This window comes from Synechocystis salina LEGE 00031 (assembly GCF_015207985.1).
Classification (GTDB): Bacteria; Cyanobacteriota; Cyanobacteriia; order Cyanobacteriales; family Microcystaceae; genus Synechocystis; species Synechocystis salina.
The window spans coordinates 40,600-63,296 of record NZ_JADEVV010000006.1; the positions used below are offsets into that span (position 1 = coordinate 40,600).

Consider the following 22,697-nt stretch of genomic DNA (forward strand, 5'->3'; position numbering starts at 1 on the left):
GATTGCCCGCCCTACCTCAATTCAGCATGGATATTAAGCATGGCTTTGTGGACTCCATTGGCCACACCCCCTTGATTCGCCTCAACAGTTTCAGTGACGAAACCGGCTGTGAAATTTTAGGCAAAGCGGAATTCCTCAACCCCGGCGGCTCCGTCAAAGACCGGGCGGCCCTGGGCATCATTGAAACGGCGGAAAAGCAAGGCCAGCTTAAACCAGGCGGCACCGTGGTGGAAGGCACAGCCGGTAATACGGGCATTGGTTTGGCCCATATTTGCAATGCCAAAGGCTATAAATGCTTAATCGTCATTCCCGACACCCAATCCCAGGAAAAAATTGACCTACTGCGTACCCTCGGCGCAGAAGTGAGGACAGTGCCAGCGGTGCCCTACCGAGACCCCAACAATTACGTCAAACTATCCGGCCGCATTGCCGCAGAACTGGATAATGCCATCTGGGCCAATCAATTTGATAATTTGGCTAACCGTGAAGCCCACTACCACACCACCGGCCCGGAAATTTGGCAACAAACGGACGGCAAAGTGGATGCCTGGGTAGCAGCTACGGGTACTGGGGGCACCTATGCAGGGGTAGCCCTGTACCTCAAGGAACAGTCCGCAGCGGTGCAATGCGTGGTGGCGGACCCCATGGGCAGTGGCCTGTATAGCTTCGTTAAAACCGGGGAAATTAACCCCAGCGGTAATTCCATCACTGAAGGCATTGGCAACAGTCGCATCACCGCCAATATGGAAAATGTGCCCATTGACGATGCGGTGCAAATCGATGACCCGGAAGCGTTGCGGGTGGTGTACCAACTGCTACGACAGGATGGCCTCTTTATGGGCGGCTCCGTGGGCATTAATGTGGGGGCGGCCTATGAGTTGGCCAAAAAGCTAGGGCCAGGGCACACCATTGTTACCGTACTTTGTGACGGAGGAGCCCGTTACCAATCCCGTCTTTACAACGGGGAATGGCTGGCCAGTAAGGGTTTAACCGTTCCAGATTAGTTTCGGCGCCGAGGCTCTTGCTTTTTATCGGGGAACGGGGCCCATAGTGCTCCATTTGATCGTCGCCATGGAAAAAATTGGTCTAACAATCTATGCCTTTGGAAACTGCCAAAATTTTTCAGCTTAGGTTAACCGGAAATATTCTCGGTGATAGGCCATGGCGATCGTTTTTCAGCTAATTATCCTGACCATAGGTTTCGCCCTCTTTCACCGCATGGGTTGGAGTTATCTCCAAGCTCTAGCTCAATACCAACCACTGCCTCCCGGTAAAAGGGGGCGATCGGGTCAAAAGGTCTATGTGGAAGGAATGTATGGTTCAGGAACCATTTTACGGTCTCCCATTGCCCAGGAATTTTGCCTCCGCTGGCGGGTTATCGTCACCGAAAAACAAGGTAAAAACAGCATTAGCCGCCTCGACCATGGTTCCTACGGAGTGGAAAATTTTGCCATTCTACGCCGGGGCGATCGCCGTTCCTTTCTAGTTGAGCAGCAACCGGACACTGTGCTGAAGCAGATCCATGACCTGGGGGGTCACCATGGCCCCAAACATCAATACCAACAAAACTTGCTTTGGCAGAGTAATCATCCCCAGATGGTGGAGTTTTTGCAGAACAATGGCATTAGCCCTGATAACTGGTTGGGGGTGCGACGTTCCCTCACCGTCACTGAACTATTTTGGCGCACTAACGATCCTGTTTTTGTCTTCGGTGAACTGACAGAACAAGAAGGACAGTGGTGCCTGAAAGCCCATTTGCTCAGCGACCAATCCGTGGAAAAACTCAGGCGGGTGCCTAGTCTATTCCTGTTAATTGGTGTGGTTATTCTCTTTTTTGCCGGCTTGGGGATGTTCAACCTTTGGCGCTGAATCTTATCCCAACGCTTAGTAATAGCAGTGACTGGTTTACCCAACGGGCATTATCGGGCCGCTACCCCCTCACTGCGGGCGGCCAACTGCACCGCACTGGCCACGGTGGTGGCAACTCGATTGTCAAAAACCGAAGGAATAATATGCTCACTATCTAGGGTGTTGCTGTGCACCAAAGAGGCGATCGCCTTGGCCGCTTCGATGCACATGCTGGTGGTGATGATACTAGCCCGACAATCAATAGCTCCCCGGAAAACCCCCGGAAAAGCGAGCACATTGTTAATTTGGTTGGGGTAATCACTGCGCCCCGTGGCAATGACCGCCGCATCCTCCTGAATTAATTCCGGTTGAATTTCCGGGATGGGATTGGCCATGGCAAACACAATCGGATCTTTGGCCATGGATTGCACCATTTCCCTGGTCACTACCCCCGGCGCACTCACCCCTAAAAAGACATCGGCTCCGGCCATGGCATCGGCCAGGGTACCTTCCGCCTCCACCGCAAAGCCCTGTTTTTTGCTGTTTAAATCGGTGCGATGTTTACCCACAATGCCCTTGGAATCGCAGATCCAAATATTTTCTGCCCCGGATTCCTGCAGTAATTCGGCGATCGCCAACCCGGCGGCCCCAGCGCCGTTGATGACAATGCGTACCTTAGCCATGGCCTTGCCGACAAACTTCAGCGCATTGAACAGGGCGGCCAGGGTAACAATGGCGGTGCCATGTTGATCGTCGTGAAATACGGGGATATTTAATTCTTTTTTGAGGCGGGCTTCAATTTCAAAGCAGCGGGGAGCGGCAATATCTTCCAAATTAATCCCCCCAAATACCGGGGCGATCGCCTTAACGGTGCGGATAATTTCCTCCGTATCCTGGGTGGCCAAACAGATGGGAAACGCATCTAGTTGGGCAAATTCTTTGAACAGCATTGCTTTCCCTTCCATCACTGGCAAGGCCGCTTCTGGCCCCAGGTTGCCCAATCCCAACACCGCACTGCCATCGGTCACCACCGCCACCGTATTACTTTTGATGGTCAGGGAGTAAACCTTATCCGGGTCCTCGGCGATCGCCCGGCAAATGCGCCCCACCCCAGGGGTATAGGCCATGGCCAAGTCCGACTGGGAAGTGAGGGGAATGCGACTGACAACGCTAATTTTTCCCTGGCGATGCAAATCAAAGGTGCGGTCAGATACCTTCAGTAATTTGACATTATCCAGAGCCTTCACCGCCCCAATAATTTTTTCCGCATGCTCACTGCTCGAAGCATCTACGGAAATTTCCCGGCGGGTGAGCTTAAGATTACTTTCAATCAAGGAAATTTGCCCAAAACTTCCCCCCGCATCGGCGATCGCCTGGGTAACGCTGGCCAAGGTGCCGGCATGGTTGGGTAGCTCCAACAGGAGGCTGACGCTATAACTCGGATTGGGGGTAAGGCTAACCATAGGGCGATCGAAAAAAGGTTGAAAAGCGAAAATCGATAATCTCAGGCGGCGTTTGGGTACGCAGTCTCTCCTCGATTATGCTTGATCTGTGACCTTTGCTTACCGAGGTTTGCCCTGGCTGTCAGGGTTTGCCTATCTATCCAGCCCTAGCAATCTCCCCCCAGGACCGTTTCCCGTTCGATTCCCTTTTATGCAAAATTCCCCCGCCTCTTCCCGTTGGCAATTCATCAAGGAAAATATTCCCCTGCTCGTTGTGGCCCTGCTGTTGGCCCTGCTACTGCGTTTCTTTGTGGCGGAACCCCGCTACATTCCCTCCGACTCCATGCTGCCCACCCTCGAACAAGGCGATCGCCTGGTGGTGGAGAAAATTTCCTACCATTTCCATCCTCCCCAGGTTGGGGACATCATCGTGTTCCATCCGCCGGAGTTGTTGCAGGTGCAGGGCTACGACGGCAATCAAGCCTTTATCAAACGGGTCATTGCCATGCCTGGGCAAACGATAGCGGTGAATAATGGCATTGTCTACCGGGATGGACAACCCCTGGAAGAGAAATATATTTTGGAGCCGCCCCAATATAATTTGCCCGCCGTGCAGGTGCCAGAAGGTCAAGTGTTTGTCATGGGGGACAACCGCAACAACAGCAACGATTCCCATGTGTGGGGATTTTTACCCCAGGAAAACATCATCGGCCATGCCCTATTTCGCTTTTTTCCCGCCAGCCGTTGGGGGCAACTGACCGGCCCGGAATCATCGGTAGCCTAATCGACTCAGTTGCCAACTTTTTACTCAGTTTGTCGTTGGGCGATCGCCGTGAGCTCATTGGCATCAAGAATGGTAATCTTGCCTCCCCGTTGGTCGGTAAGGTACCTATTGCCAAACCAAAAAATGGGGCGAGAACTGCTCCCCAGCAAGAGCCAAAGTTTAATTCCAAATTGCAACCATTGTCTTCGAGGTTTTTATGGTCAACACCATTCTTTCCCTACAACCATCATCCACTCAATTACAAAGTCACATTGAGTATCCCCAGGCCGGCATCCTGAGTAAAGTACTACTCCAAGACCGGGTTTGTCAGTACACGCTTTTTTGTCTAGCGACAGGCACCGACATCTCAGAACACAGCACTCCCCGTAACGCCGTCGTGCAATGTCTGGAAGGCACAGGAGAACTGAGCTTGGACGGCCAAAACATTACCCTGGAACCAGGCGTGTGGGTGGTGATGCCGGCCAATGCGCCCCATGCTCTCAAAGCGACGTCCAACTTGGCCTTTTTACTTACCCTCAGTCAGCCCTAGACCCCAATCTGACCAACGGTTCTCTATTCCCATAGCGCAACAAAAAAGTTCAACCAGCTCGGAAAAAGCCCTAAGGCCAAGGGGAATCCTGGCAAAGATAGGGATCATGCCCAGGCGATCGCCGTTTGGTCGGCCCAGGGTTCGTCAATGGTGTTAGGATCTGCTGAGAAGAAGAAACGTCATAGCACATAAGGAAAACACGTTAAATGCAAGAGTTTGACAAGTCCATATCCTTCGACGGACGGGATATAAGACTCAAAATGGGAACCCTAGCTCCCCAAGCAGGAGGTTCAGTCCTCATTCAATCCGGTGATACAGCGGTGTTGGTCACGGCGACCAGAGCTAAAGGAAGGGATGGCATTGATTTTCTACCCCTAACGGTGGACTACGAAGGACGACTCTATGCCGCAGGTCGTATTCCGGGCGGTTTTTTGCGGCGGGAAGGCCGACCCCCAGAAAAGGCCACATTAATTAGCCGCCTCATTGATCGTCCTTTACGTCCCCTGTTTCCCCATTGGCTCAGGGATGAACTACAAATAGTTGCCACTACCCTTTCCATGGACGAGGAAGTTCCCCCCGATGTTTTGGCTGTGACAGGGGCTTCGGTGGCGGTCATTCTAGCCAAAATTCCCTTCAAAGGTCCCATGGCCGCAGTGCGGGTAGGTCTAGTGGGGGATGATTTCATTATTAACCCCACCTATCGAGAGGTCTATAACGGAGATTTGGACTTGGTGGTGGCTGGTACCCCCGCCGGTATTGTCATGGTAGAAGCTGGAGCGAACCAGTTACCAGAACAGGACATCATCGAAGCGATTGATTTTGGCTATGAAGCAGTACAGGATCTGATCAACGCCCAGCAGGAATTGATGACAGATTTGGGCATCACCCTGGCTACCTCTGAGCCTCCCTTGGTCAATACCACGGTGGAACAGTTCATCGAAAGTAAAGCCGCCCCAAAAATTATCACTGTACTTGGTAAATTTGACCTGGGTAAAGATGGTAGGGACGCCGCCCTCGATGAAATTAAAGCCAGTGAAGTGGAAGCGGCGATCGCCGAATTGCCGGAAACCGATCCCGTCAAACAGAGTGTGGAAGAAGACCCCAAACTAGTGGGCAATCTCTACAAAGCATTGACCAAAAAGTTAATGCGCAAACAGATTGTCGAAGAAGGGGTACGGGTAGACGGCCGCAAACTCGAACAGGTACGACCCATTAGCTGTGAAGTGGGCTTTCTGCCCCGGCGGGTCCATGGTAGTGGTTTATTTAACCGGGGTTTAACCCAGGTACTATCCCTCGCCACCCTTGGTTCCCCAGGTGATGCCCAGGATCTAGCGGACGACCTCCATCCCGAGGACGAAAAGCGCTATCTCCACCATTACAACTTTCCCCCCTACTCTGTGGGTGAGGCCCGCCCCATGCGCTCCCCTGGCCGCCGGGAAATTGGCCACGGTGCTTTAGCAGAACGGGCCATCATACCAGTACTCCCCCCCCAGGAAGACTTTCCCTATGTGGTGCGGGTGGTATCGGAAGTTCTGTCTTCCAACGGTTCCACCTCCATGGGCTCCGTTTGTGGTTCCACCCTTGCCCTGATGGATGCCGGGGTACCGATCAAAAAACCCGTCAGTGGCGCCGCCATGGGCTTGATCAAAGAAGGGGATGAAATTCGTATTCTCACCGATATTCAGGGCATTGAAGATTTCCTTGGGGATATGGATTTCAAAGTAGCTGGTACCGATTCCGGTATCACCGCCCTGCAAATGGATATGAAAATTGATGGTCTGAGCATGGAAGTAGTCTCTAAGGCCATCATGCAAGCCCTCCCCGCCCGGCTCCATATCCTCGACAAAATGTTAGCCACCATCCGGGAGCCCCGTCCCGAGTTGTCTCCCTTTGCGCCCCGGTTATTGACCCTGAAAATCGAGCCCGAACATATCGGCATGGTCATTGGGCCCGGTGGTAAAACCATTAAGGGCATCACCGAACAAACCAGTTGCAAAATCGACATTGCCGACGATGGTACTGTTACCATTGCCTCCAGCGAAGGGGAACGGGCAGAACGGGCTCGGCAGATGATTTACAACATGACCCGCAAACTCAACGAAGGGGAAGTGTACCTCGGTCGTGTGACCCGAATCATTCCCATTGGGGCTTTTGTGGAAGTGCTACCTGGAAAAGAAGGCATGATCCATATTTCCCAATTAACGGAAGGCCGGGTCGGCAAAGTGGAAGACGAAGTGGGCGTGGGTGATGAGGTCATTGTCAAAGTACGGGAAATTGACAGTAAAGGCCGCTTAAACCTGACCCGCTTGGGTATCCACCCCGATGAAGCGGCGGAAGCCCGTCGTAACGTCAGCCGGGGCTAAGTTAACTTGCTTGTGGGGGTTTAGGGCTAATTGGCCTATTGCCAATAGGGGTCAGACCTAAATTGATTTTGGGTTTGACTCTCCCAACGCCACTGATTACAAGCCAATGAGCCGCAACTGTTTTGCCTAACTTGACCAAGTAAGCTGATATCATCCCGATCCCCTGGGTATCCGAACTTAGGGGATTTGCTTTGGTGTTTACTCCGAGTTTTTATTGACACTGTTTTTTCCCATGGCCCATTCTTTTCCCCATAAACAAATTGGCGTAGCGGTAATTATCAATGACCAAGGCCAAGTATTGATCGATCGCCGTCCGGTGGGGGGATCCTTTGGGGGGCTGTGGGAATTTCCTGGGGGTAAACTGGAGCCGGGGGAAACCGCCGCCGAATGTATTGCACGGGAAGTGCGGGAAGAAATTGCCATTGAAGTGGCAGTGGGGGAATCCCTGCTCACCATTGACCATACCTATCCCCAGGTGCGACTAACTTTGTATGTCCATCTCTGTCAGTATTTATCGGGGCAACCCCAAACCATTGCCTGTGAAGAAGTACGCTGGGTGGCGATCGCCGATTTAGGGGAGTATCGTTTTCCCAAGGCTAATGGGGAAATTATTCAGGCCCTGCGCCAAAAGTTTCTGAAATAAACGGGTCGGTCAATCCAGGTCTTCAATAATTTTGCGACAAAAAAGCGGGCGATGTAGAGGAGTTGCACCATACTGCCTTAACCCTTGGCGATGGTTGGCCGTGCCATAACCTTTATTGCTAGCCAGGTCGTAATGGGGAAAGCGTTCTGCTAAACGGGTAATTAAACTATCCCGCCAAACCTTAGCTAAAATGCTAGCGGCACCGATTAGCAAAGATTTACCATCTCCCCCGGTAATGGCCATTTGGGCAGAAACAATGCGGGGTAACCTGTCTCGCCCATCCACCAACACATAGGCCGGCATAACGGGCAATTTCTGCACCGCTCTCTCCATGGCCAACAAACTAGCTTGACGAATATTAATCCGTTCAATAGTGGGCACATCGGCAAAGCTAATGCCATAGCTGTGGAGATAGGGGGGCAATGCCTGGGCCAACTGGGCACGACGTTGGGGAGACAGTTTTTTACTATCCTTCACCCCCAAAGCCTGTAACTGGTCAATGGCTTCGATGGGAACTAGCACCGCCGCCGCCACCACCGGCCCAAATAAAGCTCCCCGCCCCACTTCATCCACCCCCGCCACCAGGCGATCGCCGGATAGTCCTTGGCTCTCCTGCCACCATTGGCGATCGTTGTAACAACTGGGAGAGTAAATCAAGCTAATACCTACTCCGCCGAAGAACGCCGCCGTCTTCTGCCAGGACGTTTTTTTGTTTCCGTGGGAGTAGATACCTCTGCCACCGCAGCAGATGAAGCTTCATCATCGAGTTGGGGCAAGTCAACTTTTTCCTGAGCTACCGTTTCGTCTACTGATTGCTCAATAACTGGGGCTGTGACCTCAGATATAATCGTCGGCCCATCACTGGGGACATCATCGGGACTATTATCGCCATTGTCCACCGCTGTAATGACCGTATTAACCTGACTGCCATTACCATTGTTATTTTCCTCCCGGGCCGTACCCGCAGTAACCACCGAAACCACAAAGGAGCGGGGGTCCTGGTCAGCGTATTCCGTTTTGACCAGGGGAGAAATTCCCATGCGGGCATAAATGTCCTGTTCCAAAGTTGTCATGGTGACATCCACCGGAACCAACGTTTTTTCCACTCGACGGGACGGCCGCTCACGACGGGGAGGGGCAGTGCCACTGGCCTTTTCCTTGGTAGGGCTGGGGCTAGTGCCAGTGCTCTTACTGCGGGCAACCCCCACGGACTTAGTATTTTCCTTTTCAGAAAAGTCCGAGCCTCGACGACGGCGACGACGGCGGTTATTATCCCGATCGCCTTGCTCTTGATAATTAGGATGGAAGAGTAAGTCCAGAGGGCTAGATATTTTCGCTTCTTCCTTCTTCGGCGGCTCACTGACCTTGGCAGTGGGGGGAGAGAGAATTGGTTTTTCCACCAACCGGGGGGGAATGCTACTACTGACCGCTGTGGGAACCAAGGAAACAAAACCCTTTTCGCCAGGGAGTTCCACCAAATGGCCTAAACCACCACACTCAGGACAGGTCTGGCCAAACAGTTCATACAAATTCTGTCCCTGGCGCTTACGGGTCAACTCCACTAGCCCCAACTCCGTCAACTGGGCAATCTGGGGCCGGGCTTTGTCGGACTCCAAACAACGGTTGAAATGCTCCAAAAGTTGTAGTTGATCCTTATGGGTGTCCATGTCAATAAAGTCGACAATGATTACCCCACCAATATTTCTTAGCTTCAACTGGCGCGCAATTTCCGTGGCCGCTTCATAGTTAGTCCAGAGCACCGTTTCCCGGGAATTGGCCGAATGGGTAAAGGAACCAGAGTTAACGTCAATGACCGTCAAAGCTTCCGTCGGTTCAATAATTACATAACCCCCCGAAGGCAGATCCACCCTGGGCTTGAGGGCTTCCCGGATGGTGGCATTGACTCGAAAATACTCCAGAATACTGAGGGATTCCCGGTGACAATCAATTAAAACCCCCTCCGGCAAACGACCTTGGTCCCAGTTCATCAATTGTTGTTTGATCCGTTTCATCCCCGCCGGGGTATCCACCACAATGCGATTCACTTCGCTGGAATACATATCCCGCAGCACTCGCTTGATGAAATCATCATCCCGGTCTAGGAGCATGGGGGCACTACGGGTCATGGCCTGTTGTTGCACCAACTCCCATTGCTTTTGCAGATTTTCCAAATCTTCGATAATTGCATCTTCCGGCACATCTTCCGCTTCCGTCCGCACCAGTAGTCCCATGCCCGGTGGCTTGATCAACACCGCCAAAGCCCTTAAACGACTGCGTTCCTCCTCCCGGTTAATGCGGCGGGAAAGATTAACTCCCCGACCATAGGGCATCAACACCATGTAACGCCCTGGCATACTGATATTTCCAGTCAGGCGGGGGCCTTTATTCCCGGTGGGTTCTTTCATCACCTGCACCAACACCCTCTGTTGGGGAGCTAAAAGTTCCGAAATGGAACCGGCGGTGCGTCTTAATCTAACTGGGCCTAGGTCGCTGACGTGGATAAAGCCATTTTTTTCGGTGTCCCCAATGTTAATAAAAGCGGCGTCAATGCTGGGCAGAATATTGTCAACTAAGCCTAAATAAATATCTCCCACCTGTTGGCTGCCCGTGGACACCACCAATTCTTGAATTTGATCCTTCCAAAAAACAGCAGCAACCTGATGTTTTTCAGCAATGACAATTTGTTTTGGCATAAATATATTCCTCAAAAGGCCATCCGAAAGCCGTCCCAGTGGTGTGGACAGGGGCAGGGTGGCCTACAGAAAAATGTTGTAATGTTGGACATGGGGTGAACTGAATATTTTCCTCTCTAGGGTCAACCTACCCTCTCGCCCAGTGAACTACTCCCGTCATCCCCATGGCCATAGTTGTGACCGTTTTTTGCCACCACAGCTTCCTGATCAGGTGTGAGCAGGAACTTTTGGGGGGGCATGGATTACGGTCAGCTTGCTGGAGAAAGCCGTAGATATTCCCAGGGAAACGCCCAGGGGACAGCCGCCCATCGCACGGACGGGGGAGATAGATAGGCAAGAGTATTGGAGGCAGTTTAAGACGGAAAAAACTATCTGTTTTTCTGCACCGTAAGAACGACAACCGGTAACGATTAGAAAAGAAGAATCGGGGGCTGCTTACGGCGATTCACTACAGGGGCATAACTTTTGCTGGTTATCCCTGGATCAATGCCAATGATTACATCGGACATCGAACCTGAGGGTTTGGAGTCCCTCTCAAAATAACCCGGGCATTGTCAAAAGAAATAAACCTGATGCCCAAGAAATTTAAACTGAATATAACCTGAAATGGTAGCCTTTAGCAAGAAACCCCGGCTCTCCAGGCCAGTTGCCTACCCAGCCCGATGACGATCCACCTTATCCAAGGCCGCCTCTAATCCTTCATCCAGGGCACCATCCCCCACAATGGACCGCACTCCTTCCAAGGTGGAAAGAATGTTACGGGGGTCGAGGAACATTACCTTGCTGCTGTCACTACTGCCGATCGCCGTACCCATGTTGAGGTATTGCTGGGCCAGAAGAAATTGCAGAGCTTCCCTGGCATGGTTATCGGAACTCAATTTTTCCGTAAGGATACTGAGGGCCTCCGCTGTAGCCTTAGCTTCCAACACTTTTTTCTGTTGTTCCGCTTCTGCATTGAGGATAGCCGCTTTTTTCTTAGCCTCCGCTTCTAACACCCGAGCTTGGGCATCCCCCTGGGCTGAGTTGATGGCGGAATCCCGTTGACCTTCGGAAGTGAGAATAGCCGCCCGTTTTTTTCTCTCTGCGGTCATTTGCAGTTCCATGGAATCCAACACTGCTTTAGAAGGCATAATGTCCCGTAATTCCACCCTAGTAACTTTTACCCCCCAAGGGTCAGTGGAAATATCCAGTTCCCGCAGTAGTAATTCATTAATTTCCGTCCGGGCAGTGAAGGTTTGATCCAACTCAAGCTTGCCAATTTCAGAGCGGATTTGGGTCAACACCAAGTTCACCATGGCGGACTGTAAATTTTCCACCTTGTAATAGGCTTTCTCCATATCGATAATGCGCCAATAGACCACAGCATCGGCGGTAATGGCCACGTTGTCTTTGGTAATACAGGACTGGGGGGGAATGTCGATGACCTTTTCCCTGGTGGTTTGCTTAAAAACGACCCGATCCAAAATAGGAACCGTAAAATTCAGCCCTGGGGTAAGTTTTTTGTTGTAACTTCCCAGCCGTTCCACTAGAAATTCATTTTTTTCATTAACAATTTTGACCGAAGTACCGATCGCCGATCCGAAGAAGACGAGAAAGAAGAGAAAAAAGGCTTCCATGGTTTAGCTCCGCTGTGACTGGGGAAAGTTGGGGACAATGTCAGTAAAATCAACAATCAATCAGTGAAAAAAGACGAAAGGATAGAAAACTTGTTCTATGGGTCTAGCCATTGGCCGGAGGGTGTTATGGCAAGGCTAGAGTTGAATTTGAAACTGATCCTCAGGGGGTTGGAAAGGTTCGTCCTGGTCCCCTGGTAGGGACTGACTGGGTAGATCCTGAATATGAATTTCCTGTCGTTGCTGTTCGTTGAGGGTGATGGGCTCCAGGGTTCCCCCGCCAGTATTCAACTGGTACGCTTCAGAAACCAGGGCACTAGGACAACATTGGGGGTCTCCCTGCTGGTGCTTCAACATATTGAGGCGGATTTGCCCATTTTTAATAACTAAACTTTGTACCCGCACTCGATCGCCGAGGAAATAGGTGTTGGGGTTGGCGATCGGTCCATTGAGCCCATCGGTCACCACTGCGAGGTAAATCAGTTCTTCTGGGCCCACCGCACTGCCCCAGCGTAAAATCACCGCCGCATCCTGGTCGCCGTCTTGGTCCACGTCCCCAAGGGCAATGGGCTTAATCAAATTGAGGTTAAAGGTTCCGCCGGTAAACACACCGTTGTTGAGGGGGTATATGCCCTGGTCGGGAATGCTATAGCTCAGGTTTTTCAACACATCCACCGTCAAAGGGGCAGAGCTATTCTGGGCGATCGCCAGGGGGGGCCTTAAAGGGGTTGCCATTACCAGGGACCCCAGGGCCTCCCCTCCCACCAGGGCAGTGAGTAAACCTAAACTTATTGAACCAATCCTATTAGCCATTGTCTCAATCCTTTGGGAAATTTCTCTGAACATTGTGCCCAGACAGAAGCACTTTCCTAGGGCAAAAGGACAGTTTCGCAGTGGTTTTTGTTGCCCTCTTTTCCGTTCTAAAGGCATGGTAGCACGACCCCTGGGAACAGTAGCAGGGGAACGTTCGTGGTGAGCATCTGCCCCACCTGGGCCTTTGTTAAGCTGTAGAATTGCCTAAACTGTCCTGCCATCTAGTGTCTATGGTTGTCGATTCTGTGCCCGATTCATCTACCTTTGTGGGAAAAACCATTCGTCCCGTGGCCGCCGTTTCCATCCATGGCATTGTCTTCGACGGAGATCGTCTGTTGGCTGTGGACAGCAAAAATGGTTACCTGTTGGAAATCGATCCCTACACCAACAACACCAAGTTACTCAACGGTCAGTACTGGCAAGAATTTATCGGGGCCACCGGCCTGGCGATCGCCGACGGGCAGCTATGGTTTAGCTCAGGACAGTATGTTTACACCTGTAATCTGGAAGGGGAAGACCTGAAGCCGGAGGTATTTGCCTGGTTTGACGACCCAGTCAATGGGGTAGCCATCTGGGGCAGCACTGTGTACATTACCTGCCATAAGCGGGGCCACATTTTGGTGTATGGCAGGGACACCCGCAAGCTAGTGGCCACTTTTTACAGTCCCGGCATCGGCGTGGAAAACATTACCGTGCGGGGGGAAGAACTGTGGGTATGTGACAGTGCCGAACAAAGTGTTTATTGCCTCGATCGGGCCACCGGGGAAATTAATTTTAGCCTGATTACCCCCTTTGAAAGCCCCACTGGCCTGGCTTTTTACAACGATCAAGCTGGGGAAAAAGCAACCCTCTATGTGGCCTATGTGCAACAGGAACCCTACGTCCGGGATAACCCCAACGCCGATCCCAACCACGAGTTGATGTATCGGGAAACCACCTTCATCCATCCCCTCTATTTCTACAACGATACCCACAAGCGTTGTACCTTTTCCAACGGGTACTTGGTGGAGATGCGCTACGTTGAGGAACTAGCCCCCCTGGACCCCGTTGATTTAAAACAGGTGGAATGGCGCATGGCCCTGCCGGCGGCCACCCCCCGACAAAGAATTCGCAAAATTGAATCGGTGGGTTTACCCTTTAGCCGTATTGATGATGTCAACGGGCAAAAAGTGGCTGTGTTCGAGTTTGACCAGCTTGATTTAGATAGTCGGGCCGTGTTTGGTTGGCGGGTGGAAATGGAAGTATGGGGCATTAAATATCGCCTGAAACCCAGTGATTGCGAGCATCTTCCCGCCTTACCTGAAGGCTTTGCTGACCGTTATTTAGTGGATAACGATAACCTCAGCATGGAAACCGATATTATTATCCGGGCCGCGGCCGAGGCGATCGGTCGGGAAACCAACAGCCTCCGTAAGATGTTCAATATCCGGAACTACGTCTACGATCGCCTTTCCTATGGCATTAAACCCCACATTGATACTCCCGACTTAGCCCTACGGCGGGGGGTGGGGTCCTGCGGGGAATACGTGGGGGTTTTGTTAGCCCTGGCCCGGTTGAATGGCATTGCCTGTCGCACCGCTGGCCGCTATAAATGCCCCCCCCATCCCCTCCAGCGTAATTTGCCCATGGAACCGGACTTCAACCATGTTTGGTTTGAATTTTATCTGCCCGGCATCGGTTGGTTGCCTATGGAATCTAATCCCGACGACACCAATGATGGTGGCCCGTACCCCACCCGTTTCTTTATGGGTCTGGCTTGGTACCACGCTGAAACCGCCAAGGATGTGCCCTTTGAGCAGCTACTGAGTCAGGGTATTCCCGTCAATAAACAGGTGGTTTCCATTGGCGAACTGGCCATTAACCATGTGCAATTCACCATCCTGGAGGAACTAGACCCGGCGGTGCATTTGGCTGATTAATTTAACTTTGGTAAGAGGGAAACTTCCTCCCCTGTCTACGAGGTAGTGCTGGGAATATTCCCCCGCTCTTTAATGCCTGGTATTTACAGAGATGTTAGGGCCGAAGCAATGTTATGGTGATTCACTGTCAGTAGCATAGGTAGCGTAGGCTTCAGGGGCTAAACCATGGAGGATAATAGCGTCATAACTCCGGAAATTGAACAATTAATCCAAGCAGTGGAAACCGCAGACTCGGCGGCCAAGTTAGTGGGGGCAGTGCGAGCCCTGGCGGCCACCCGATCGCCGTTGGCAGTACCCCAATTGACCACAGTGTTGCGTTACAACAATCCAGGGGCAGCGGTGGCGGCGGTGGATGGGCTGATCCAAATCGGGGACGCGGCCATGGCCCACTTGATGGCCAATATGGATGGCTACAATTATGGCGCTAGGGCCTGGGCCACCAGAGCCTGTGCAGGCATTGGTGATCCGAGAGCGTTGGCTTTGTTGCAGGAAGCGGCCCTGACGGATTTTGCCCTTAGTGTGCGGCGGGCGGCGGCCAAGGGACTAGGTTTTCTCCGCTGGCAATCCCTACCCCAGGAAGAACAAGAGACAGTACAAAAAGCTATTTACGACACCCTGGTCCAAGTTTGTGAAGATCCAGAATGGGTGGTGCGCTACGGGGCGATCGCCGGTTTGGAAAATTTAACTACCCAGGCTGTCCATTATCGCCAACCCCTCACGACATTTCTCCAAGCTCTACTGAAAAAGGAACCAGAGGCGATCGTGGGGGAACGCATTCTTTTGGCCCTGGAAAATATCAGCCCGATGTAAACCCTGTGGAGCAGATTTAAGCTTCCACTGCAGGGATTGTCAAAACCTAGACCCAGATTGGCCATACACTGGAACAAAAAATTTCCAAATTAATTTACCCAGCAAAGATGGCCATCAACACTTTCACCATTGTCAGTTTTATTGCCCTAGGTTTAATGGCCGGCTTTGCCAGCGGCCTCATTGGCATCGGCGGCGGGTTGGTTATTGTACCAGTGCTAGTGTTTGGTTTTGGTTTTACCCAACATTTAGCCCAAGGCACGACCCTCGCCCTCATGGTGCCCCCCATCGGTCTGGCGGCGGCCTGGACCTACTACCAAAAGGGGGACGTGGACATCAAAGTAGCCGTGCTAATTTGCCTGGGATTTGTCCTTGGTAGTCTGTTTGGCGCCAGGGTCGCCACCAACATTTCCAATGAACTGCTGGGGCGTATTTTTGGCGGAGCGATGTTGGTTATTGCCCTCAAAATGATTTGGGGCAAATAGTTTGGATGGGCATGACCTCCCCTGGGGGAAGTTCAAATGGTTTTCCTTAACCTCCGCCCATACCAAATCGTCCGTCGTCATCGTACCCACGAACTTTCCTCTTTTTTTCTACCGCTTGCCCGACTATTTCACCACCAAGGAACAAGATTTTCCACTGCTAGAATTGTTGAAATTTAGCGAATCACCCCCGCTGTTACCTGTTCGATAATATCCGCCGCCTTGGTAACACCTCCAGCAGTTTTAATTGCTTGTTGAAGCTGGAGAGCCTTTCTTTTGTAGGAATCTTCTGTGAGAACTTTTTCAAGGGCCGTCCGCAGATTGTTCACATTCAATTTACTTAAGGGAATAAATTCCCCCACTCCAGCCCAGGCAATGCGGGCCGCCACGGCTGGTTGGTCATTGGCAATGGGAATGGCCACCATGGGCACTGCGTTATTGAGGCATTCCAATGTGGTGTTGAGGCCGGCATGGGTAATGGTAAGAGCTGTTCTTTGCAAAAGTTCCAGTTGGGGGGCGTAATTAACAACAAGGGGATTACCAGGTAGTACCGGCATAGATTCCAAATCAGCTCCCCCCAGAGAAATAGCCAATTGGGCATCTAGGCCTACGCAGGCTTCGGCAATGGTTTTAAAGGTGCCCACTAACTGATTTTGAATCGTACCCAGGGAGGCATAAATTAGGGGTTTACCATTGAGTTTATCCCAGGGAAAATCGGGCACATCTCGCCCCACCGCGCTGTGAAATGGGCCAGTGAAATGGAAATGGGCTGGTAAGCATTGTCGAGGAAATTCAAATGCTGCCGGTTGCTGACTAATTTGCGCTAATGGGGAATAACGATCATTGGGACTGAATTGGCGGGGTAAATTCCAGCGATGACGATAATCATTAATCAATTCCGTAATTGGTTTGGTAGCCCGTTCTAAAAGTGCATAGCCAAGGCGATTCCGCAGTTGCCCCAACCAATTAGGAGCGTATGGCCAAGGGGTGGCACAGGGGGGGATAGTGGGCTCACGATTAAGCACCACAGCACTACAGATTGTGACAAAAGGAATACCAAGGTGATCGGCAATGGTGCCCCCTTCCTGGGAAACTTGATCGACCAATAGAACTTCCACACCAGCCTTGGTTATCACCCCAGGGGCTTCCTTAAAAAAGGCTTCTGTTTTTTTTGTGATCATGGCCACAGTGCATTGCAACGCCTTCAGCCCACTGAGTTTCCCCAACCGGGCCATAAACTCTATTTGGGCACCCAAGGGAAATTCCTCTACGGCGATCGCCTGAAAATCCAGACCGGCCGCTAGGGTTTTAGCCTGGGCATCCAACACCCCAAACATGGTCACGGTGTGACCCCGCTGTTGCAACTCCTTGCCTAAGGGCAACATGGTGTTGAGGTGCCCCGTTGTTGCTGGACAGAGTAGGCCGAAGTGAGTCATGGCAAAAAGTAGTTAGGGAACTAATGGGAGCATCACCTGCCCGTTCAACAGGTCTATAGGGCCCCGGCGGCGGTCTGATCCAACACTGTCCCCAAATGGCCCATTAAGTTAATGGCTTGAATAACCGGGGGTTTATCCAAACCCTGGGGATAATCAATGACGCTCACCCCGCCATTGCCCTGTTTAATCTGCCAAAAATGGGCTGGGGATAACCCCAATAAATAGGCCAAAATCACCTTGTTAATAGCATCGTGGGCCACCACAATTCCCACCGTGGAGCCATCCCCCTGGCTATAGAATTTGACCCGTTCCTGCCAACAGGCGATCGCCCGGTCCCAAACTTGTTGTAAATTTTCCCCTTCTGGCATTTGCACCGTGGCGGGGGCATCCTTCCACTGTTGCAGTAAACCAGGGTATTCCGCTTCAATTTCTGTTTCTAGTTTCCCTTCCCATAACCCGTGGCAAATTTCTGTCAATTCCGGTTGTAAATCCAGGGTGACAGCGGGATGATATTGCAGAATAATCTCCGCCGTTTCCTTGGGCCGAGCCATGGGACTGCTGATACCTAGGTTGATCGGTATATTCTTGAGAAACTCTGCCGCCTTTTGAGCTTGGTTTTTACCATTTTCGTTCAAGGGAATATCCCGAATGCCTTGGAAACGTCCTTCCCGATTCCATTGGGTTTCCCCATGGCGAATGAGCAGTAACCGCAGGCGATTATTCTCCTTACGGGGAGGGGGGAGGGGGACTCCCATATGGGCCGTTTGGTTGAGGGACTCTAGTTGCACTGGATCGCCCCAGCCACCGCTAAAGTTCAACACGTTAATGTTGCAGTTGGACTGTTGTAGGCGCTGATAATGGGAAGCCGGCATGCCAATGGCACTCATTAACAGGCAACGGTTAATGCCATTGTGGGCCACAATCAGCAAGGTTTGCCCGGCCGCATCGGCTAACACATCCTGCCAAAACCTTTGAGCCTGGGCGTAGAGGGCGGCAACGGGGTAATACTCGGCCCCGTCCACTGTCATGGCGAGCTGATCTGGAGCTTCATGCCAAAGACAGTATTCCACCGGATATTGATTGGCCACATCCTCCTTAGTCATTTTTTCCCAGAGGGGCAGGTTGACCTCCAATAAATTTTCGCTGGGGACCAATGCCGGGGGTTGGGCAAAGCTGGCTTGGATGATCTGGGCGGTTTCCTTGGCCCGGCGCAGGGGACTGCAATAGATTTTGTCGATCGCCAGGGAGCCTAGGGTTTGCCCTACTTTTTGGGCATCGGCCTTACCCTTGTCGGTGAGCACTGATAGATCACTGCGACCTTGAATGCGTTTTTCTGCGTTATAGGTGCTCTGCCCGTGGCGAACAATGATGACCCGAGTAGCCAATCCCCCTGCCTCCTGAACGATAAAATCAGACCAATTTTACAGGGTTGGGGTGGCACTGGCCGTATTTTAATCCTGGGGCTGGTTCCCTTCCTCAATTAGATCAATTAAGCAATGCAATGCCCGGTCCAAGTCATCATTCACCAGTTGGTGGTCAAATTCCGCCGCTGCCTGCAATTCCTGCTGGGCCTGGGCTAAACGCTTGGCGATCGCCGTTTCACTGTCGGAACCCCGGCCTCGTAACCTTTCCTCCAGCACCTCCACGGAGGGGGGCAAAATAAAAATCCGTCGGGCGGAGGGAAAAGTTTGTTTAATTTGTCGGGCTCCCAGCACTTCGATTTCCAGCAACACAGTTTTACCCTGGGCGATCTGGGCTTCCACCGGTTGCCTGGGGGTGCCGTAATAGTTGCCTGCATATTCAGCCCATTCCAGTAGTTTTTCCTCCCCAATCCAGGTTTGAAACTCTTCCTTGCTTAAAAAATAGTAGGACTGCCCGTCTTCCTCCCCAGCCCTTGGCGATCGGGTGGTGGCGGAAATGGACAAAAACCAATGGGGGTGTCGCTCCAGCAGTAGTTGCACCAACGTCCCCTTACCTACACCACTCGGGCCCGTTAGCACAATCAATTGTCCTTTTGCTGAGGTTTGGTCTGGGGCCATGGAGCTTAACAACTACTTAATTAAAATAAGGTGAATAATTCTGATAAACCTGGGACAGGGATAGGGAAGCAAAAACTAAGGCTAGATAGCAACAAAGGAGACCAAGGTTAAGCAACCTCTGGTTGACCGGGGCTTTTTAGTAGGAACAACCTTAAAATCCCCAAATACTCCCTAAGAACGAAGCGCCCTGGGGGAAAGATCCGCTACCCTGGGGTTTTGCGTCCGTGTAAACTTTTCTTAAAGATTAGCCCATTTAGTCCCCCCTTACCCATGACTGAGCCCCCCGTACTGCACGAAACTCATCCGGAATCGGAAAAGGAACAAAGCATTGGTAAACAAAATTTGTCCTTTCAGCCCATTCCCCAGGCTTCCAAACCAGGCAAACGACTCTGGCTAGTGGTGGGGGCCTTAATTTTGCTGGGGGGCGGAGGTTATTGGTGGTTTCAGTCCCGTTCCGGTGGCCCTCCCGGAGGAGCCATGATGGGTCAAATGCCGCCAGCCCCTGTGAAGTGGCAGGTGTTAGAACCCACTGAAGTTAGGGATTTCACCACGTTGATGGGAACGTTGGAAGCGCCCAAGGGCATGGAAATTGATTCAGAAATTGATGGGCGGGTCCAAGAAATTTTAGTCAGGGAAGGGCAACGGGTACAACAGGGGCAGGTTTTGTTTCGCATTGATAACGATGTCCTCCAAACCGAGTTATTGGAAGCCCAGGCTAATTTAGCGGCGGAAAGGGCCCAATTGGCTGAGTTGGAGGCGGGCAGTCGTCAGGAAGATGTTGCGGCGGCGGAGGCCCAGTTACGTCAAGCTCAAACCCGTTTAGCCAATGCTAAGGGAGGATCTAGCCCGGAAGAAATTGCCCAGGCCCAAGCCCAGTTAGATTCCACCAAGGCGGGGGCGGAATTGGCCAGTGAGCGGGTGCGCCGGTTTCGTAATCTGCGGGACCAAGGGGTGATTTCCCTCGATGCCTATGATCAACAGTTGAAGGAAGAACGGCAGGCGATCGCCGATGTGGAAGCGGCCCAACGGCGGTTACAACAGCTTAAACAAGCCCGCAGCTCCGATGTGGAAAGGTTAACGGCGGAAGTGGATGCCCAACGACAAAATTTAAACCGTTTAAGGGCGGGGGAAAGGCCCGAAAGCATTGCCCAAGCTCGGGCCCGGGTGGGGCAAGCCCTGGCCAGCGTCAAAACCTTGCAAGCCCGCCTAGGTAAGTCGGAAATTACCGCCCCCTTTGCGGGGATAGTGGGGTACATTCCAGTGAAATTGGGGGATTACGTCCAGGCCAATGATGATTTGACTCATTTGACCGAAAATCAGCAATTAGATCTGAATTTAGCCGTACCCCTTGCCCAAGCACCCCGGTTACGCCCCGGCCTGACCGTGGAAATCCTTGATGGCCAAGAAACGGCGATCGCCAGGGGGCAAATTAGTTTTGTCTCCCCCGATGTGGACAATGATGGCCAGAGTGTATTAGCCAGGGCCACCTTCAGCAACCAAGACCAAAAACTGCTCAACAATCAGTTAGTGCAGGCCCGCATCATTTGGGAGCAAGACACGGGGCTAGTGGTGCCCACCGTGGCCATCACCCGCATTGGCGGGGAAAGTTTTGTTTACGTAGTCCAAGAAAAAGAAAACGAGCAAACCGGGGAACCAGGTTTAGTGGCTCAACAAAAAGCCGTTAACCTGGGCAGTATCCAAGGTAGTGATTACCAAGTTCTGTCCGGTTTAGAACCGGGGGATAAGGTAATTACAGCGGGGCTATTGAGGGTACAGGATGGAGCCCCCATCCAGCCAGCACCAGCAGAAGAGCCGTCCAATCCAATTCCCTAGACCCATCGTTAAGACCCATCTTTTTTGCTTAGTATGATTGCCCCAGATTCATCCCCCCGTTCTTTGGAAATTGCCCCGGTACTCCAGCAAAAACTCTTTTACCGAGGACGCAAATTTAACTTTGATGTCAGTCGGAGGCAGTTACCCAACGGCGTGGTAGGGGACTGGGAATTAATCCAACACCCAGGGGGGGCCCTAGTGGTGCCCATTACCAACGAAGGTCAGTTGGTGCTAGTGCGGCAATATCGTTTCGCTTTGGCGGCGCGGCTGTTGGAATTTCCGGCGGGCACCGTAGAAGTGGGGGAAAATCCAGCAGAAACTATTAGACGGGAATTGGAAGAAGAAGCGGGTTACCGGGGCCATGCCTGGCAGACCATTGGTCAATTTCCCCTCGCTCCGGGCTACTCCGACGAAATTATCTATGCCTATCTCGCTACCGATCTCGAAAAGTTACCCAATCCACCGGCCCAAGACGAAGATGAAGACATTGAAGTGGTGTTAATGACATTTGACCAGTTTGAAACGGCGATCGCCAAAGGGGAAATGGTTGACGCTAAATCCATTGCTAGTTATTTCTGGATGCGCCATTTGCTTTGAAAAAACTAAAATAAACGACGTTTGGCCGGGGAAGACTTGGGCGGAGTGGTGGCGGATTTTTTAACCGGCTTGGGTGTACTGGTTTTGGGTTTAGGCGTTGACTTCCCAGTGGGTTTGCCTGAGCTTGGCCGTCGTTGCATCTGCCCCAGGTCAGTGGCTTTTTCCAAAACTAGTTCATTGCCCTGGAGAGTTGCTTCCATATCCCAAAAACGCCGGAGGGGACGACGACAAATTTCCCCTTCCCCATCCTTTAAAATTCCGCTAATTTTTACCTTAAAAAACAAGGGCCGTTTGCTGGGGGACTTGGGGGATTGGCGAATTTTCATCACAATGTTTTCCCTCGCCTGGGATACAAATACTACTTCTCCCCGAATGGAAAAATAGGGGTGATCTACTTTGGGACTAGGTAAACTGTTCGACGCAGGGTCAGAGGCTGAGGTCAGACCAGGGCCAAGATTTTCTGGTTCCCATAAGCCTGCCAACTGAAAATGGAGATGATCATCCTTATCCCGTAGTCGGGGATAAACCACCCAAAAATGGGGATCTTCTAAGTTGACATGGCGTTTAAACAGACTAAAAGTTTTTCCCAATAACACCGACTCCACAATGTCCCCGGTTTCCGTCACCAATATCCCCCGTTGACTGGATTCCTCGCTGGCATAGTAGCGCCCATATACCACCCCGATCGCCCGGAATTGTTTGGGGTGACTGGGGGGGGAAATGGGATGCTGACGGGGTTGTAGCGCAGAATCGGCCATGGATGATCAGAGTCAGTGTTTAAAAGTTGGAGGGTTGATTTGACGCCCGATGGACACTAGGCACATTCTACCTTGAACTATCTAAGCGGATTGTTTTT

Annotated in this window: 21 protein-coding genes; 11 read left to right on the forward strand and 10 right to left on the reverse strand. The window is 51.9% G+C overall.

Features of this window, described 5'->3' with window-relative positions; genetic code table 11:
* Positions 1-26: 26 nt before the first annotated feature.
* Positions 27-1,004 carry a cysteine synthase A gene (locus tag IQ217_RS03145; protein WP_190597302.1) on the forward strand — a complete coding sequence of 326 codons (978 nt, stop codon included), beginning with the start codon at positions 27-29 and terminating at the stop codon, positions 1,002-1,004.
* Between the two features lie 157 nt (positions 1,005-1,161).
* The gene (locus IQ217_RS03150; protein ID WP_194018890.1) at positions 1,162-1,869 is read left to right on the forward strand and encodes a hypothetical protein; all 708 of its coding nucleotides are present in this window, start codon (positions 1,162-1,164) and stop codon (positions 1,867-1,869) included.
* A 50-nt stretch (positions 1,870-1,919) separates the two neighbouring features.
* Here IQ217_RS03150 and IQ217_RS03155 read toward each other — a convergent pair whose 3' ends face one another.
* Positions 1,920-3,311, reverse strand: coding sequence for an NAD-dependent malic enzyme (locus IQ217_RS03155; protein WP_194016448.1), 1,392 nt, complete (start codon positions 3,309-3,311; stop codon positions 1,920-1,922).
* A gap of 190 nt (positions 3,312-3,501) precedes the next feature.
* On the opposite strand from IQ217_RS03155, the gene lepB reads away from it, so the two are divergent.
* Positions 3,502-4,074, forward strand: a complete 573-nt coding sequence (lepB, locus tag IQ217_RS03160; protein WP_194018891.1) for a signal peptidase I — start codon at positions 3,502-3,504, stop codon at positions 4,072-4,074.
* 20 nt (positions 4,075-4,094) lie between these two features.
* On the opposite strand, the gene IQ217_RS03165 is transcribed toward lepB, so the two are convergent.
* Positions 4,095-4,250, reverse strand: a complete 156-nt coding sequence (locus tag IQ217_RS03165; RefSeq protein WP_190597310.1) for a hypothetical protein — start codon at positions 4,248-4,250, stop codon at positions 4,095-4,097.
* A 20-nt stretch (positions 4,251-4,270) separates the two neighbouring features.
* Here IQ217_RS03165 and IQ217_RS03170 point away from each other — a divergent pair, with 20 nt between their 5' ends.
* From IQ217_RS03170 to mutT, 3 genes are all read left to right on the forward strand, one after another.
* Positions 4,271-4,603: a cupin domain-containing protein gene (locus IQ217_RS03170; protein WP_190597311.1), complete on the forward strand. Its 333-nt coding sequence runs from the start codon at positions 4,271-4,273 to the stop codon at positions 4,601-4,603.
* Positions 4,604-4,809: 206 nt separating this feature from the next.
* Positions 4,810-6,966, forward strand: coding sequence for a polyribonucleotide nucleotidyltransferase (locus tag IQ217_RS03175; RefSeq protein WP_190597313.1), 2,157 nt, complete (start codon positions 4,810-4,812; stop codon positions 6,964-6,966).
* A gap of 232 nt (positions 6,967-7,198) precedes the next feature.
* The gene (gene mutT / locus IQ217_RS03180; protein WP_190597315.1) at positions 7,199-7,609 is read left to right on the forward strand and encodes an 8-oxo-dGTP diphosphatase MutT; all 411 of its coding nucleotides are present in this window, start codon (positions 7,199-7,201) and stop codon (positions 7,607-7,609) included.
* 9 nt (positions 7,610-7,618) lie between these two features.
* Here mutT and IQ217_RS03185 read toward each other — a convergent pair whose 3' ends face one another.
* The 4 genes from IQ217_RS03185 to IQ217_RS03200 all read right to left on the reverse strand — a co-directional run bounded on the left by IQ217_RS03185 (position 7,619) and on the right by IQ217_RS03200 (position 12,728).
* Positions 7,619-8,191 carry a ribonuclease HII gene (locus tag IQ217_RS03185; RefSeq protein WP_190597395.1) on the reverse strand — a complete coding sequence of 191 codons (573 nt, stop codon included), beginning with the start codon at positions 8,189-8,191 and terminating at the stop codon, positions 7,619-7,621.
* Between the two features lie 83 nt (positions 8,192-8,274).
* Positions 8,275-10,302 (reverse strand): ribonuclease E, encoded by a 2,028-nt coding sequence (gene rne, locus IQ217_RS03190; RefSeq protein WP_194018892.1) that lies wholly within the window; start codon positions 10,300-10,302, stop codon positions 8,275-8,277.
* A gap of 650 nt (positions 10,303-10,952) precedes the next feature.
* A complete protein-coding gene (locus tag IQ217_RS03195; protein ID WP_190597318.1) occupies positions 10,953-11,918 on the reverse strand; it encodes an SPFH domain-containing protein in 966 nt (321 codons plus the stop codon).
* Positions 11,919-12,053: 135 nt separating this feature from the next.
* On the reverse strand, positions 12,054-12,728 hold the full coding sequence (locus IQ217_RS03200; RefSeq protein WP_228017200.1) for a hypothetical protein: 675 nt from the start codon (positions 12,726-12,728) through the stop codon (positions 12,054-12,056).
* A gap of 224 nt (positions 12,729-12,952) precedes the next feature.
* On the opposite strand from IQ217_RS03200, the gene IQ217_RS03205 reads away from it, so the two are divergent.
* The 3 genes from IQ217_RS03205 to IQ217_RS03215 all read left to right on the forward strand — a co-directional run bounded on the left by IQ217_RS03205 (position 12,953) and on the right by IQ217_RS03215 (position 15,939).
* Positions 12,953-14,647, forward strand: coding sequence for a transglutaminase domain-containing protein (locus tag IQ217_RS03205; protein WP_338116533.1), 1,695 nt, complete (start codon positions 12,953-12,955; stop codon positions 14,645-14,647).
* 165 nt (positions 14,648-14,812) lie between these two features.
* Complete coding sequence (locus IQ217_RS03210; RefSeq protein WP_194018894.1) at positions 14,813-15,457, forward strand: HEAT repeat domain-containing protein; 645 nt, start codon at positions 14,813-14,815, stop codon at positions 15,455-15,457.
* A 107-nt stretch (positions 15,458-15,564) separates the two neighbouring features.
* Positions 15,565-15,939 (forward strand): sulfite exporter TauE/SafE family protein, encoded by a 375-nt coding sequence (locus IQ217_RS03215; protein WP_190597327.1) that lies wholly within the window; start codon positions 15,565-15,567, stop codon positions 15,937-15,939.
* Between the two features lie 173 nt (positions 15,940-16,112).
* On the opposite strand, the gene IQ217_RS03220 is transcribed toward IQ217_RS03215, so the two are convergent.
* The 3 genes from IQ217_RS03220 to gmk form a co-directional block, all read right to left on the reverse strand.
* Positions 16,113-17,372 carry a glycosyltransferase gene (locus IQ217_RS03220; protein WP_194018895.1) on the reverse strand — a complete coding sequence of 420 codons (1,260 nt, stop codon included), beginning with the start codon at positions 17,370-17,372 and terminating at the stop codon, positions 16,113-16,115.
* A gap of 53 nt (positions 17,373-17,425) precedes the next feature.
* Entirely contained in the window at positions 17,426-18,757 is a 1,332-nt protein-coding gene (locus IQ217_RS03225; RefSeq protein ID WP_194018896.1) for a histidine phosphatase family protein, read from the reverse strand.
* A 66-nt stretch (positions 18,758-18,823) separates the two neighbouring features.
* The gene (gene gmk / locus IQ217_RS03230) at positions 18,824-19,411 is read right to left on the reverse strand and encodes a guanylate kinase (RefSeq protein WP_194018897.1); all 588 of its coding nucleotides are present in this window, start codon (positions 19,409-19,411) and stop codon (positions 18,824-18,826) included.
* Between the two features lie 270 nt (positions 19,412-19,681).
* Between gmk and IQ217_RS03235 the strand changes: the two genes are divergently transcribed.
* Both IQ217_RS03235 and IQ217_RS03240 read left to right on the forward strand, forming a co-directional pair.
* On the forward strand, positions 19,682-21,244 hold the full coding sequence (locus IQ217_RS03235; protein ID WP_194018898.1) for an efflux RND transporter periplasmic adaptor subunit: 1,563 nt from the start codon (positions 19,682-19,684) through the stop codon (positions 21,242-21,244).
* A 33-nt stretch (positions 21,245-21,277) separates the two neighbouring features.
* Entirely contained in the window at positions 21,278-21,841 is a 564-nt protein-coding gene (locus IQ217_RS03240) for an NUDIX hydrolase (RefSeq protein WP_194018899.1), read from the forward strand.
* 5 nt (positions 21,842-21,846) lie between these two features.
* Here IQ217_RS03240 and IQ217_RS03245 read toward each other — a convergent pair whose 3' ends face one another.
* Entirely contained in the window at positions 21,847-22,599 is a 753-nt protein-coding gene (locus IQ217_RS03245; RefSeq protein ID WP_194018900.1) for a hypothetical protein, read from the reverse strand.
* Between the last annotated feature and the right edge of the window lie 98 nt (positions 22,600-22,697).

What these genes read in the sequence shown, in the direction of transcription:
- IQ217_RS03145 (WP_190597302.1), top strand. Translation starts at nt 27, where the DNA reads ATGGATATTAAGCATGGCTTTGTGGACTCCATTGGCCACACCCCCTTG.
- IQ217_RS03150 (WP_194018890.1), top strand. Translation starts at nt 1,162, where the DNA reads ATGGCGATCGTTTTTCAGCTAATTATCCTGACCATAGGTTTCGCCCTC.
- IQ217_RS03155 (WP_194016448.1), bottom strand. Translation starts at nt 3,311, where the DNA reads ATGGTTAGCCTTACCCCCAATCCGAGTTATAGCGTCAGCCTCCTGTTG.
- lepB (WP_194018891.1), top strand. Translation starts at nt 3,502, where the DNA reads ATGCAAAATTCCCCCGCCTCTTCCCGTTGGCAATTCATCAAGGAAAAT.
- IQ217_RS03170 (WP_190597311.1), top strand. Translation starts at nt 4,271, where the DNA reads ATGGTCAACACCATTCTTTCCCTACAACCATCATCCACTCAATTACAA.
- IQ217_RS03175 (WP_190597313.1), top strand. Translation starts at nt 4,810, where the DNA reads ATGCAAGAGTTTGACAAGTCCATATCCTTCGACGGACGGGATATAAGA.
- mutT (WP_190597315.1), top strand. Translation starts at nt 7,199, where the DNA reads ATGGCCCATTCTTTTCCCCATAAACAAATTGGCGTAGCGGTAATTATC.
- rne (WP_194018892.1), bottom strand. Translation starts at nt 10,302, where the DNA reads ATGCCAAAACAAATTGTCATTGCTGAAAAACATCAGGTTGCTGCTGTT.
- IQ217_RS03195 (WP_190597318.1), bottom strand. Translation starts at nt 11,918, where the DNA reads ATGGAAGCCTTTTTTCTCTTCTTTCTCGTCTTCTTCGGATCGGCGATC.
- IQ217_RS03200 (WP_228017200.1), bottom strand. Translation starts at nt 12,728, where the DNA reads ATGGCTAATAGGATTGGTTCAATAAGTTTAGGTTTACTCACTGCCCTG.
- IQ217_RS03210 (WP_194018894.1), top strand. Translation starts at nt 14,813, where the DNA reads ATGGAGGATAATAGCGTCATAACTCCGGAAATTGAACAATTAATCCAA.
- IQ217_RS03215 (WP_190597327.1), top strand. Translation starts at nt 15,565, where the DNA reads ATGGCCATCAACACTTTCACCATTGTCAGTTTTATTGCCCTAGGTTTA.
- IQ217_RS03220 (WP_194018895.1), bottom strand. Translation starts at nt 17,372, where the DNA reads ATGACTCACTTCGGCCTACTCTGTCCAGCAACAACGGGGCACCTCAAC.
- gmk (WP_194018897.1), bottom strand. Translation starts at nt 19,411, where the DNA reads ATGGCCCCAGACCAAACCTCAGCAAAAGGACAATTGATTGTGCTAACG.
- IQ217_RS03235 (WP_194018898.1), top strand. Translation starts at nt 19,682, where the DNA reads ATGACTGAGCCCCCCGTACTGCACGAAACTCATCCGGAATCGGAAAAG.
- IQ217_RS03240 (WP_194018899.1), top strand. Translation starts at nt 21,278, where the DNA reads ATGATTGCCCCAGATTCATCCCCCCGTTCTTTGGAAATTGCCCCGGTA.
- IQ217_RS03245 (WP_194018900.1), bottom strand. Translation starts at nt 22,599, where the DNA reads ATGGCCGATTCTGCGCTACAACCCCGTCAGCATCCCATTTCCCCCCCC.